Here is a 13,190-nt window from a genome sequence, read left to right as displayed (position 1 = left end):
CAGGCGACGCTATGAGGGGTCGCTCGCGAGCCCAATACTGGCTCGATCGCAGCCGCCCATCTGGGGCGATCTCCAGGACCCGCCGTCATCGGTCCGGATCATCGCGTCGGCACTCGCGTATCCCGTCGCCCGCCCAACCAACGCCGAAACGAGGGCCGCTGATCATGTCCATCCGTGACCAGGCTGTTCGCGTACTGCCCCTTCTCCTCGCTGCCGCCGGCCTCGCCGCGTGCGGTGGCTCTCCCGACCCGGCCGGCTCCGGTGACTACGTCGACGGAAAGACGTTCACCCTGGCCACGCTGGCCGATCCGGGGAACCTCGACCCGCAGGCCTCGTTCGTCGCGACCGAGATCGGCAGCTTCGCGTACGACACCCTCGTGGGCGTCGACCCGCGCGGGACCATCCAGCCCCAGCTCGCCTCGTCGTGGAAGGTCACTGCCGAGGCCGTCACCTTCGAGCTCCGGGACGACGTCACCTGCTCGGACGGCTCGGCGTTCGACGCCCAGACGGTGGTCGACAACATCGAGTACGTCGCCGACGTCGCCAACGCGAGCCCGTTCCACGGCGTGTACGTGCCCGCCGACGCCCGGGCCAGTGCGTCCGGCTCGACCGTCGCCGTCACGCTCACCTCGCCCGCCCCCTTCGTCCTCGAGGGCTTCGCCCACCTGCCCATGGTGTGCCGGTCGGGGATGAAGGACCGCGACAGCCTCAAGGCCGGCACCGCGGGGACCGGACCCTTCACAGTGACCGAGTCCGTGCCGGGCGACCACTACACGCTGGCTGTCCGGAAGGACTACGCCTGGGGCCCGGGCGGCGCGACGACATCCGAGACCGGAACCCCCTCGACCGTCGTGTTCAAGGTGGTCTCCAGCGAGTCCACGGCCACCAACCTGATCCTCAGCGGGCAGGCCAATGCGGCGTCCTTCCTCGGGCGCGACGGCGACCGGCTCGAGAAGCAGGGCATCGACGCCGTGGAGACGCAGAGCGCGTACGCCCACCAGTGGTACAACCAGGCGCCCGGCCGGGTCGGCAGCGATCCGGTGGTCCGCACGGCGCTCACCCAGGCGCTCGACCTGACCGAGCTGCAGCGGGTCATCACGTCCGGCCGGGGCTCGACCCCCACGGCGTTGGCCGTGTACGACACCGGCGTCTGCGACGGCAACACTGTCAAGGGGAACCTGCCGGGCAGCGATCCGGCTGCCGCCGCCGACGCGCTGACCGCGGCCGGCTGGGCCAAGAACGACGACGGTGTGCTCACCAAGGACGGCATGAAGCTGTCGCTCACGTTCGTCTACAGCAGCCAGGGGCCCGGTCAGACCGCGGCCGCGGAGCTGGTGGTTGCGGCCTGGGAGAAGCTGGGTGCCGAGGTCGACGCCCGGGCACTGGACATCACCGAGCACACCGCGGCGCTCTTCCAGACCGGCGACTGGGACGTCACCTGGTCGTCGCCGAAGGCCCCGAACCCCCTGGTGCTCATGCCTTTCGTCTCCGGCCCGTCGCCTGCCCTGGGCGGCAACAACTTCGGTTCCGTCGGCAACGCCGACTATGACTCCCACGCCGAAGCAGCGCTGACCGAGGTCGGTACCGACAGCTGCCCCGAGTGGGAGGCGGCCGAGGCGGCGCTCTTCCAGAGCGCCGACGTCGTCCCGTTCGCCAATGTCACCGTGCTGACCTTCCACAAGGGCGCCGAGCTCGAGCGGGCGGGCAACCTGATGGTACCGACGAGCATCAGGATGCTGAGCTGATCCGGTGACGGCGACGGTGGCGGTGGCTCATGCATCGGCGCGGCGGACGCGCGGGCGCTGGACGAGGTTCGTCCTCCGGAGAGCGCGGCGGTTGCTGATCTCTCTGTGGATCCTGGTGACGGCGTCCTTCCTGATGATCCAGCTCGTGCCCGGCGATCCGGTCCGTGCCGCGCTCGGCACCAGCGCTCCCGCCGAGCTCGTTGCGGCGAGGCGGGAGCAGCTGGGACTCGATGAACCCCTGCTCGACCAGTACCTGACCTACCTCCGGGACCTGTTCACCGGCGACCTGGGGGAGTCGATCCTCACCCAGCTCTCGGTGGCGGAGACCATCGGCCAACGGCTGCTGGCCACGCTCTCGCTGGCACTCCCGGCCTTCGTGGTCACGTTCGCGTTCGCCGTGCCGGCAGGGGTCGCCCTGGCCGTCGCGACGCGGCAGGGGCGGCGACGTCGTACCGAGCTCACGTTCGTCGGGACCAGCATCGTGCTCGCCTCGATCCCCGAATTCGTCGTCTGCGTCGCCTTGGTCGCGGTGTTCGCGGTGAACCTGGGGCTCGTCCCGGCGGCCGGTCGCGACGGCCTCGACTCCTACGTGCTGCCGGTGCTGGCCCTGGCTGTCGGGCCGGCCGCGGTGCTGGCCCGCATCGTCCGGGTCGAGATGCTGGCCGTGCTCGACGCCGACTACGTCCGGACGGCGCGGGCGAAGCGGCTGAGCGCGCTGCGGATCAACCTGCGCCACGCGCTGCCCAACGCCGTCACCGCCACGCTCACGCTGAGTGGCCTCATGCTCGCCACGATGGTCGCCGGCACGGTGCTGGTCGAGAACGTCTTCGCCTGGCCCGGCCTGGGCGGCACCATCGTCTCCTCGATCCAGAGCCGGGACTACCCGCTGGTGCAGGGGGCCGTCCTCGTCTACGGCGCGATCGCGCTCACCGTCAACACCCTCGTCGACGTGGCCATCGCCGCCATCGACCCCCGCTCCATGATCGGAGACTCCTGATGCGTCGCCGCCGGCCCGAGGTGCTGCGCACCCCCCTCGGCATCGTCGGGATCACACTGTTGGTGATCCTCGCCCTGCTCGCCGTCCTCGCGCCCCTGGTCTGGGGTGATCGCGCGACGGCCACCCATACCGACAACATGCTCGCGGGCCCGTCACCCGAGCACTGGGCGGGCACCGACAACCTCGGCCGTGACATCCTCTTCCGGACCCTGGTCGCGACCCGCCTGTCGATCGTCCTGACCCTCGCGGCCACCATCTTCGGCGTCGGGCTCGGCCTCCTGCTCGGCATGGCTCCCCTGCTCCTCCCGCGGCGGCTGGGCCGGCTCGTCGTCGCGTTCGTCAACGTGCTCCTCGGCTTCCCGAGCCTGCTGATGGTCCTCTTCCTCGCGGTCATCCTCGGCGTCAGCACGACGAGCGCCCTGCTCGCCATCGGGATCGCGATCGCACCGCCCTTCGCGCGGCTCGTCTACGCGCTCGGCGCCGGAGTCGCCGAGCGGGACTTCGTCGCCGCGGCACGCATCGCCGGCGTCCACCCGTTGCGCATCATGGTGCGGCACGTCCTGCCCAATATCGCCGAGCCCCTGGTCGTCAACGCGACCGTGACCGCGAGCAGCGTCCTCCTCGCCTTCGGCGGGCTGTCCTTCCTCGGCATCGGCGTGCAGGCGCCGCAGTTCGACTGGGGACGTCTCATGCAGGACGGGCTCGCGATCATCTACGACAACCCGCTCGCCGCTCTCGCTCCCGGCGTCGCCTTCGTCCTCACCGGGTTGGCGCTCAACCTCACCGGCGAGGCGGCCGCCGGCACCTTCGGCGCGAAGTCCCGGATCCGGACGACGAGGTCGTTGACGGAACGCCGGTCGGTTTCCCCGCGGTCGAACACCCGTGACGCCGACACCGACCTCGTGCTCGACGTCCGTGATCTCGAGATCGCCTTCCCCGGGCCGTACGGCCCGGTCTCCCCGGTGCGCGGAGTCTCGATCGCCCTGCGGGCCGGTGAAGCCGTCGGCATCGTGGGGGAGTCGGGCTCCGGGAAGTCGATGACGGCGCTGGCCGTCGCGCAGCTCGTCGAAGAACCCGGCCGCGTCACCGCCGAACGCCTCACCTTCTGCGCGACCGACCTCCGCTCCGGTCGGCGTACCGCCCACGATGCGCTGCTCGGGACGTCCCTCGCGGTCGTCTTCCAGGATCCGATGACGTCGCTCAACCCCGTGATGCGCCTCGGCAGCCAGCTCGGCGAGGCCGCGCGTCGGCACCAGGGACTCACCCGGCGGCAGGCCTCCGCGCGTGCTGCCGACCGGCTCCGCGCCGTGCACCTCTCCGACCCCGAGCGTCGCCTTCGCCAGTACCCGCACGAGTTCTCGGGTGGCATGCGCCAGCGGGCCATGATCGCGATGGGGCTCATGGGCACCCCACGGCTGATCGTCGCCGACGAGCCGACGACCGCGCTCGACATGACCGTGCAGCGGCAGGTGCTCGACCTGCTCCAGGAGATCCGCCGCAAGCACGGCACCGCACTGCTTCTGATCAGCCACGACGTCTCGGTCGTCTCGAGCATCTGCGAGCGCGTGCTCGTCATGTACGCGGGCCGGATCGTCGAGGACCTTCCCGCGGCGGACCTGTACACCCAGGCCCGGCATCCCTACACCCGGGCTCTCATCGGGGCGGTTCCCGAGATGACGACCGACCTCGACGCCCCGCTGGCCACCATCGCGGGCCAACCGGTGGATCCCCGGCACGTACCGGACGGCTGTGCGTTCGCCGCTCGCTGCCCCCGGGTGACCGACCGCTGCCGGCAGGAGGAGCCCACGCTGCAGGCCGGCCCGGCCGGCACCGTGGCGTGCTGGCACGTCGGTGATCCGCTTCCCGCCGAGACCAAGGAGGTGGCTGTCGGATGAGCAGGCTCGACTTCGAGGACGTCACGGTTCGCTACGGGCACCACACCGTCCTCGACGGGGTGAGCCTGACCGTGCCCGAGCACCAGATCATGGGGTTGGTCGGCGAGTCCGGCTCCGGGAAGTCCACGCTCGCCCGGGCAGCGGTCGGGCTGGCACCCCTGTCCCGCGGACGGGTCCTGCTCGACGGGCGGCCGGTCCAGAGCCAGGGACGTCGCCGGCCGATCCAGATGGTCTTCCAGGACCCGTCCTCCTCGCTCGACCCGCGGATGAGCATCGGCCGGAGCATCGCCGAGGCGCTGCCCGAGCGGCTCCGGCGAGCGCCGCAGCGCGCCGAGATCGCCCGCCTCCTCCGACTCGTCCACCTGGACCCCGACCGGGCTGCCGACCCACCAGCGCGCCTCTCTGGTGGACAGCGACAGCGGGTGGCGATCGCCCGGGCGCTGGCCGGACGGCCCACTGTCGTCCTCGCCGACGAGATCACCTCGGCGCTCGACGTCTCCGTCCAGGGCGCCATCTTGAACCTCGTCCGGGAGATGCAGCGCGACTCCGGCCTGACGATGCTCTTCATCTCCCACAACCTCGCCGTGGTGCGCTACGTGGCGACCCACGTCGCCGTGATGGCCGCCGGGCGGATCGTCGAGCAGGGTCCGACCGATCGTGTCTTCGCGGCTCCCGCCACCGCCTACACCCGGAAGCTGCTCGCCTCCATGCCCGGCGGCGGACCGAGGCCTGGCCCCTGATCCCGACAGGCGTCGAGAAACCCCGGCCGAAACCGCGACATTCCTCCATGGCCTGTGTCATCGCGAGAAATCAGGATGAACGAAGGCGGTGAATGAGGACGGATTCGTGATGGTGGCCACCACCGCCCGAGGACCGCAGCCCAGCCCATGACCAGACGAAGGGGACGACCATGCTCCGAAGGGTGATCTCGGCGAACGACGAGAACGGCAATCCGGTCTTTACCGAGGATTCCACGATCGAGGCTCGATCGGCCGAGGCGCTGCCCGGTGTGGCGATGCACCACATCTGGGGCGCCGATGAACGAATCCTGCCGCGGGACGGCTCGCAGCCTTCCTGGCACAGTCATTTTCCGCCCACCGACGGCTGGCGGTTCGTGCTGCTCACGCTGCAACCGGGCCAGGCCGCTGCCCCCATCGAGGATCCGACGGAGAGTCAGCTCGAGGAATTGGAGGAGACCTTCCCTGGTCTCCTGACCACGGTCGAGCCCGGCACCGATGGCATGCACATGTCGGAGACGATCGATCTGGTCGTGGTCGTGTCCGGTCCCATCACCCTGGAGCTCAGCGACTCGCAGGCCAAGGAGCTCCAGACCGGCGACGTGATCGTCCAGGTCGGCAACGTTCACCGGTGGGTCAATCGGGGAACCGAGCCCTGCGTCGTGGCAGCAGTGGTGGTGGGCACCAAGTACGAGCCCCGCGCCACCGCGGGCTCCTGACCAGCGACGTCCTGCAGTGGCCCGCGACATCGGTCAAATGAGCCCAGCTGAGGTCACGACACATGACTACTGCCCTGCCAGGTTGCGTCAGGCGATGCTGGTCTTGACCACGCACCGAGCACATCCGGTGAGACCGGCCACTGCGGGTGGCGTAGCGGAGAGAAGACCTCGTGAATGTTGAGGAGGTAGACGTGCCTCGAGGTGCAGCGAACAGACCCAGCCTGCGCCGTACGGTCGTCGCGGCGTCGATCGGCAACTTCGTCGAGTGGTACGAGTTCGCGGTGTACGGCGTGGTCGCCGCCTTCATCTCGGTCGCGATGTTCCCCGCCGACAACCCGACGGCCGCCATGTTGAACACCTGGGCGGCGTACGGCATCGCCTTCGTGGTGCGGCCCATCGGAGGCGTCGTGCTGGCGCGCATCGGTGATCGCTACGGTCGGCGTCACATCCTCTACGTCACGATCACGCTGATGTCGATCGCCACCTTCTCCATCGCCCTGATCCCGGCGTACGCCGCCATCGGGATCGCCGCGCCGATGCTGCTGATCTGCGCCCGCATCGCGCAGGGCATCGCGGCCGGGGGTGAGTTGGCCGGTGCTGCCGCGTTCCTCTACGAGCACGCGCCGCCGGATCGTCGGGCGCGGATGGTGAGCTTCCTGGGAGTGAGCACCTTCTGTGCCATGGTCCTGGGATCGACCCTGGGGACCGTGCTCACCATCGCGCTGCCGGCCGAGGAGATGCAGTCGTGGGGGTGGCGCGTGGTCTTCGCCACCGCGCTGCCCCTCGGCTTCGTCGGTCTCTACATCAGGCGCTCGCTGAAGGAGACGCCTGAGTTCCAGCAGATTCACGAGCAGCGGGACGCCGCGACGGTCGAGCCGATCCCGGAGGGCTTCTGGCTCGCGATGCGTCAGAACGCCCGCGCCATCCTCCTGTACCTGGGCTTCGGGACGTTCTACTCGATCGCCGTCTACGTCAGTGTCGCGGCCTACCTCGCCTACATGCTGGCCAACGGCTTCTCGAAGGAGGAGGCGCTGACGATCAACACCATCGCCGGCCTCACGATCATCGCGGGAATCCTGCTCTCGGGCGGCCTGGCCGACCGGATAGGCAGGAAGCCGATCCTGGTCGTTGGAGCCAGTGCCATGGCGGTGGGTGTCGTGCCGACCTTCCTGTTGGGCTCGACCGGCATCTTCGCCCTCGGCCTGCTGGGCGCGCTGATCTTCGTCATCCCGCTGTCCGTGTTCATCACTCCGGCCGTCATCAACGTGGTGGAGCTCTTCCCGGCCCAGGTCCGGGTCACGGCCGGCGCCGCGGCGTACAACCTCACGGTCATCATCGGTGGGTTCATGCCCTTCGTCGCCGTGTGGCTCACGGACGCCACCGGCTCCCGCCTGGCCTTCCCCGTCTTCGTCGCCTCGACGGCGGTGCTGGCGCTGGCCGTCGTGCTGGCGTGGTACCGCGAGCCGCAGACTGATCACGTGACGGTGACGACGCAGGTGGCACAGGAGGCTCGACGATGACGCAGATCGTTCTGGAGAACGCCCGGATCTTCGACGGCGTCTCCGAGGAATGCCCCGAGGGGATGGCGGTGCTGATCGAGGACGGCAGGATCCGCGAGGTTTCCGACCAGCCGATCCGAGCGGACGAGGCGCGCAGGATCGACGTCGCCGGGAAGACCCTGATGCCGGGCCTGATTGACATGCACATCCACTCCTACTTCTCCGACCTCGATCCCCGCGTGCTCAACGACCGGGATGCGCCGTACCGGACCGCCTACGCGATCAAGAAGCTCGGTCATGCGCTCGACAGCGGGTTCACCACCGTGCGTGACATCGGCGGTGGCGACTATCCCCTGGCTGCAGCCATCGCGGACGGCCTGATCAGGGCGCCGCGGTTCTTCTATGCGGGCAAGATCCTGTCGATGACCGGCGGCCACGTCGACTACCGCACGCCGAACGAGAGGAACAACACGCACGGCTACTGCTCGTGTGCCTCGATGAACTGGGCGGGCGTGATCGCCGACGGCGTCGACGAGTGCATCAAGGCGGCGCGCGAGGAGCTGCGCCGCGGCGCCCATTGCATCAAGATCGTCGCCTCCGGCGGCGTGATGTCGCCCAGTGACCCGATCTGGATGAACCAGTTCCGCGAAGACGAGATCCGCGCGATCGTCAACGAATGTGCCGAACGGCGCACCTACGTGGCCGCGCACTGCCTGACGAGCGAATCGACACGCCGGTCGGTCGAGTTCGGAGTGCGCTGCGTCGAGCATGCGGCGCTCATCGACGCCGAGACCGCCGCCTTCGTCGCGGAGCGTGGTGCGTACGTCGTACCCACGATGGCCGTCCTCGTCTCGCTCGTCGAGCAGGGCCTGGAGATGGGGTTGCCGGGCGACCGCATGGACGACCTCCGCGCGGTCTACGACGACTCGATGGCCGGTCTGGACGTGATGCGGAGCGCGGGGGTCAAGATCGCCTACGGCACCGACCTGCTGGCCGGCTTCTACACCCAGCAGACCCGGGAGTTCCAGCTCCGCCGCGAGGTCTTCACGCCCGTCGAGATCCTGCGTCAGGCCACCTCGGTCGGCGCGGAGATCCTCATGCAGACCGGGCAGCTGGGGTGCGTCGCGCCGGACGCGCACGCAGACCTGATCGTCGTCGACGGCGACCCGCTACAAGACGTCGGTCTCCTCGCGGGGGAGGGCCGGAACCTGGACCTCATCATGCGCGGCGGAGAGGTCGTCAAGAACCGGCTCGACTAGGAGCCGTCCATGATCAACGTCCCCGCAGCCATGGCGCGAGGCGGGGCCACATGGCTGCCGCCCGCGACGAGTTCCGGGCGAAGAAGCCCGACACAACGACCCGAGGAGGAACACATGACCGAGGAAGCCGCGAACGGCGATCAGCGGGGGAATGCGGCCATCGCCGTGATGTCCGTCGAGCAGGTGTTCGGTGGGACGGAGTACTTCGAGCTGGACTCGGCGTCCGTGGGTGCGCGGTTCGCGATCTGGGTGACCACGTCGCCGACGTACGCCCAAGACGAGCAGGCGTACCCGGTCCTCTACGTGACCGACGGCAACTACAGCGTGGGCCAGACCGCACCGCTGGCCGTGATGCAGGGCGACCAGGCGCTCCCCATCGCTCCCTACCTCCAGGTGACCGTGGGCTATGCCGGTGCAGACGCCCAGGACTGGTCCCGGGTGCGCAACCGTGATCTCGTGCCGCCGGGCGAGCCCGTCCCGCCGGCGATGAAAGGCTCCCTGGACCTCGCGGTCGAGAAGGGGCTCATGACCCAGGAGGCCGCTGACGCCTATCTCGCCGAGCTGGCGAACACCCGGGCCGACGCGTTCCTCGCGTTCATCACCGACGAGCTGCACCCCGAGATCAGCCGCCGCTACCGGGTCTCGGCCGTGGGCCACGGGCTGTTCGGCTACTCCTACGGCGGACTGTTCTCTCTGTACGCCCTGCTCACCGGATGCTCCCTGTTCACCGCCTACGGGGCGGGAAGTCCGGGAGTCGCGTCGCTCGACAGCACGGCACTCGCGCTCGCCGAGACGCCTCTCGACCTGTCCGGCAAGCGCCTTCACCTGACGATCAACGGGCCCGAGATGACGGGAGAGCTGGCGATCTACCGCACGATCGGGCGCGGCTTCACGGCCCTCGTCGACTCGCTGCGCTCGGGGGAGTCGGGGCTCGCCCTGACCACGCACGTGCTCGGTGAGACCCACCTGACCGGCCTCCAGCCGTCGTTCCTCAGCTTCATGCGCACCTGCTGGTCGAGTCCGGCGTGATGCTGGTCGAACGCCTGCGCGAGCGGATCCCCGCTGACCGACTGCAGCTCGATCCCGCGGTGACGGCGAGCTATGCCCACGACGAGGCGGAGTGGGCGCCCCACGGGACGCCGCTCCTGATGGTCCGCCCGCGTACTGCCGAGGAGATCCAGGAGGTCGTGCGCGCATGCATCGAGCACGGCGTGCCCGTCGTCCCCCGAGGTGCGGGTACCGGTCTGTCCGGCGGCGCGAACGCCGTCAACGGGTGCGTCATCCTGTCGACCGAGGCGATGACGGCGATCACGGAGATCGACCCCCTGGAGCGGCTGGCCGTGGTGCAGCCCGGTGTCGTGAACGACCAGCTGCGGAGCGCATGCGCCGAGCAGGGGCTCTGGTATCCACCCGACCCCGCATCGGCACCCTGGTCGACGATCGGCGGCAACGTCGCGACCAATGCGGGGGGCCTGTGCTGCGTGAAGTACGGCGTCACGGCCGACTACGTGCTCGGGCTGCAGGTCGTCACCGGAACCGGCGAGCTGGTCCGGCTCGGCCGCCGCACGGCGAAGGGTGTGGCCGGGTACGACCTCGCCCGGCTGCTCGTCGGCTCTGAGGGGACGCTCGGCGTCATCACCGAGGTGACTCTCCGGGTGCATCCCCAGCGTCCGCCGGAGCGCACCGTCGCTGGCTACTTCTCGTCGATCGTGGACGCCGGGCGCGCCGTTACGGCCGTCGGCGCAGCGGGCATCGTCCCCTCGGCGCTCGAGCTCGTCGACCGGCACTGCCTCGAGGCCGTCGACCAGTGGAAGAAGATGGACCTGGCGGTCGAGGCCGAGGTCATCCTCCTGGCGCGGTGCGACGTCCCCGGCGCGGCTGGCGACGACGAGGCGGACGCGATCCGCGACTGCTTCGAGCAAGCGGGGGCGACCTGGGCGGCCCGTTCGACCGACGAGGACGAGGCGGACGCGCTGTTCGCGGCCCGTCGCCTGGCGTACCCGGCCCTCGAGCGCCTGGGGCCCGTGCTGACGGAAGACGTCTGCGTGCCCAAGGCGGCGGTGCCGGAGATGCTCGCCCGGATCGAGGCGATCGGTCAGCGGCACGACACCCTGATCGCCAACATTGCCCACGCCGGCGACGGCAACCTGCACCCCCTCCTGATCACGCCGCGCGGCGACGATGCGGCCAGGGTGCGTGCCCAGCGCGCCTTCGAGGAGATCATGGTGGAGGCCATCGCACTGGGCGGGACGGTCACCGGGGAGCACGGCATCGGCCTGCTCAAGATGGACGGGCTCGTCCAAGAGCTGCCCGCGGCGGTGCTGGACCTCCACCGCGCGGTGAAGGCGGCCCTCGATCCGCACGGCATCCTCAACCCCGGCAAGGTGATCGCGGCGCGGGCGGACGGAAGCACCCCGGGACCGGCCGACCGAGGCTGACGCTCCGCGCCCGTACCCACGACCCCTCGGCATGCCTGCCCGTCGGGCATGCCTGTCCTCGGCATGCCCATCGGCAGCCGCAACCGAGCAGCACCACCGACTTCGGAGGTAATACATGAGCAGGACCGCGGACGCCATCATCGTCGGGGCAGGCGTGGTGGGCGCCTCCACCGCACTGGAGCTGACCCGAGCCGGCTACTCCGTGCTCGTCGTCGACAAGGCGGGGGGACCCGGCTTCGGCTCCACGAGCGCATCGAGCGCCGTCGTCCGTTTCAACTACTCGACCTGGGACGGCATGGCCGCCGCGTGGGAGTCGAAGTTCCGGTGGGAGGCCTGGGCCGACCATCTCGGCCATGTCGACTCGACCGGGCTGGCGTCGTTCAAACGGTGCGGCCTCGCGTTTCTCGACGTCGACATCATGCCGCGCGACCGGATGGCGACGATGTTCCTCGAGGCCGGCATCCCGTTCGAGGAGTGGGGACCGGCCGAGCTCGCCAGGGCCTTCCCCCACGTCGACGCCGGTCGCTACTTCCCACCGAAGCCGGTCACCTCCGACGAGTTCTTCGAAGCCCCGACGGGCGTCCTCGGTGCCATCTACACCCCTGACGCGGGCTACGTCGACGATCCTCAGCTGGCGGCGGCCAATCTCGCAGCCGCTGCCGCGCACCTCGGAGCGACCTTCCGCTACCGGAAGACCGTCACGGCCGTCGAGCAGCGTGCGCAGTCGTGGGGCGTGACCCTCGATGACGGCGACCTCCTCGAAGCCCCCATCGTCGTCAACGCGGCCGGACCCTGGTCCACCGCGCTGAACCGGCTCGCGGGGATCGGCGCGGACTTCGCGGTCAAGGTGGCCCCCGTGCGCCAGGAGGTGCACCACGTGCCCGCACCGTCGTCGCTGCCCGCCCGGTTCCCGATCATCGCGGACGCCGACCTCGGCATCTACATCCGCGGGGAGTCCGGCGGCAACCTGCTGATCGGCGGTACCGAGCCCGAGTGCGACCCATTGGAGTGGATCGACGACCCCGACGCCGCTAACCCGCATCCCACGACCGAGCGCTTCGAGGCGCAGGTCTTCCGCGGCGCCCGCCGGCTCCCCGACCTCGCCGTCCCCAACCGTCCCCGTGGCATCGCCGGCGTGTACGACGCCAGCGACGACTGGGCGCCCGTCTACGACCGGACCGAGGCCGACGGCTACTACGTCGCGATGGGCACCAGCGGCAACCAGTTCAAGAACGCCCCGCTCATCGGCTCCCTGATGACCGCCCTCATCGATGGCGTCGCCAACGGGGCGGACCACGACGCCCAACCCCTGACCTACACCGCCCCCCACACCGGCCACGTCATCGATCTCGGATCCTTCTCGCGACGACGCCCGCCCAATGCGGCGTCGTCTGGGACCGTGCTCGGCTGAACCACCGGGAGACCCAGCACACAGCAGTTCAAGGCCGTCGTCGCCCGTAGGAAGGACGCCCCCGGTCGAGGCCGTGACGAGTTCCCGTTCCTGCTGGGCAACGAGGCCCCGGGGGTCGTGGAGGCGGTCGGACCGAAAGTCACGTCGGTGGCGGTGGGGACGTCGTGGTGCTGAACTGGCGTGCGTGCGAGCGCGGTCACGCGCAGCACTGCTTCGCCACGCACAACGCAAAGCAGAAGATGACGCTGCCGAGGGTCATGGCGAGGTGTACGGCCCCGGACCGATCGGCAATGCGGTCTTCCTGGTCGGGACTGCGGCGCTGGCGCTCCTCATGCTGGCACCGGAGAGTGCGAGCCGGATGTGAGCGCTCGGAGTTCGGATGAGCTGCGGTCACGGAGGCAGCCTTGGCCGGCTCGGTGTGACCGTCCGACGAGTGAGGTACCTCCCTGACCGGGTCCGAGAGCGGGAGTCGTTGGCTGGGCGACTGATC

At 69.9% G+C, this 13,190-nt stretch carries 10 protein-coding genes; all 10 read left to right on the top strand.

Annotated features, from left to right (window positions below; genetic code table 11):
- Nucleotides 1–164: 164 nt before the first annotated feature.
- A complete protein-coding gene (locus RB608_RS25125) occupies nucleotides 165–1,745 on the top strand; it encodes an ABC transporter substrate-binding protein (RefSeq protein WP_308090826.1) in 1,581 nt (526 codons plus the stop codon).
- Between the two features lie 4 nt (nucleotides 1,746–1,749).
- A complete protein-coding gene (locus tag RB608_RS25120; protein WP_308090825.1) occupies nucleotides 1,750–2,742 on the top strand; it encodes an ABC transporter permease in 993 nt (330 codons plus the stop codon).
- Entirely contained in the window at nucleotides 2,742–4,637 is a 1,896-nt protein-coding gene (locus RB608_RS25115; RefSeq protein ID WP_308090824.1) for a dipeptide/oligopeptide/nickel ABC transporter permease/ATP-binding protein, read from the top strand. Before RB608_RS25120 ends, RB608_RS25115 begins: the two co-directional genes overlap by 1 nt.
- Nucleotides 4,634–5,377, top strand: coding sequence for an ABC transporter ATP-binding protein (locus RB608_RS25110; protein WP_308090823.1), 744 nt, complete (start codon nucleotides 4,634–4,636; stop codon nucleotides 5,375–5,377). Before RB608_RS25115 ends, RB608_RS25110 begins: the two co-directional genes overlap by 4 nt.
- A gap of 182 nt (nucleotides 5,378–5,559) precedes the next feature.
- Complete coding sequence (locus RB608_RS25105) at nucleotides 5,560–6,093, top strand: cupin domain-containing protein (RefSeq protein ID WP_308090822.1); 534 nt, start codon at nucleotides 5,560–5,562, stop codon at nucleotides 6,091–6,093.
- Between the two features lie 191 nt (nucleotides 6,094–6,284).
- Nucleotides 6,285–7,613, top strand: coding sequence for an MFS transporter (locus RB608_RS25100; protein WP_308090821.1), 1,329 nt, complete (start codon nucleotides 6,285–6,287; stop codon nucleotides 7,611–7,613).
- Nucleotides 7,610–8,851: an amidohydrolase family protein gene (locus RB608_RS25095; RefSeq protein ID WP_308090820.1), complete on the top strand. Its 1,242-nt coding sequence runs from the start codon at nucleotides 7,610–7,612 to the stop codon at nucleotides 8,849–8,851. The genes RB608_RS25100 and RB608_RS25095 overlap by 4 nt, the downstream gene beginning before the upstream one ends.
- Nucleotides 8,852–8,965: 114 nt before the next feature.
- Nucleotides 8,966–9,880 carry an alpha/beta hydrolase-fold protein gene (locus RB608_RS25090; RefSeq protein WP_308090819.1) on the top strand — a complete coding sequence of 305 codons (915 nt, stop codon included), beginning with the start codon at nucleotides 8,966–8,968 and terminating at the stop codon, nucleotides 9,878–9,880.
- The gene (locus RB608_RS25085) at nucleotides 9,880–11,289 is read left to right on the top strand and encodes an FAD-linked oxidase C-terminal domain-containing protein (RefSeq protein ID WP_308090818.1); all 1,410 of its coding nucleotides are present in this window, start codon (nucleotides 9,880–9,882) and stop codon (nucleotides 11,287–11,289) included. Before RB608_RS25090 ends, RB608_RS25085 begins: the two co-directional genes overlap by 1 nt.
- A gap of 115 nt (nucleotides 11,290–11,404) precedes the next feature.
- The gene (locus RB608_RS25080; RefSeq protein ID WP_308090817.1) at nucleotides 11,405–12,700 is read left to right on the top strand and encodes an FAD-dependent oxidoreductase; all 1,296 of its coding nucleotides are present in this window, start codon (nucleotides 11,405–11,407) and stop codon (nucleotides 12,698–12,700) included.
- Nucleotides 12,701–13,190 lie beyond the last annotated feature (490 nt).

The sequence above is a fragment of the Nocardioides sp. LHD-245 genome (genome assembly GCF_030929495.1).
In the GTDB taxonomy this organism is placed as follows: Bacteria; Actinomycetota; Actinomycetes; order Propionibacteriales; family Nocardioidaceae; genus Nocardioides.
This window is presented reverse-complemented; position numbering and strand designations above follow the sequence as displayed.

Coding starts and splice junctions, on each gene's coding strand:
- RB608_RS25125 (WP_308090826.1), top strand. CDS start 165: ATGTCCATCCGTGACCAGGCTGTTCGCGTACTGCCCCTTCTCCTCGCT.
- RB608_RS25115 (WP_308090824.1), top strand. CDS start 2,742: ATGCGTCGCCGCCGGCCCGAGGTGCTGCGCACCCCCCTCGGCATCGTC.
- RB608_RS25110 (WP_308090823.1), top strand. CDS start 4,634: ATGAGCAGGCTCGACTTCGAGGACGTCACGGTTCGCTACGGGCACCAC.
- RB608_RS25095 (WP_308090820.1), top strand. CDS start 7,610: ATGACGCAGATCGTTCTGGAGAACGCCCGGATCTTCGACGGCGTCTCC.
- RB608_RS25090 (WP_308090819.1), top strand. CDS start 8,966: ATGACCGAGGAAGCCGCGAACGGCGATCAGCGGGGGAATGCGGCCATC.
- RB608_RS25085 (WP_308090818.1), top strand. CDS start 9,880: ATGCTGGTCGAACGCCTGCGCGAGCGGATCCCCGCTGACCGACTGCAG.
- RB608_RS25080 (WP_308090817.1), top strand. CDS start 11,405: ATGAGCAGGACCGCGGACGCCATCATCGTCGGGGCAGGCGTGGTGGGC.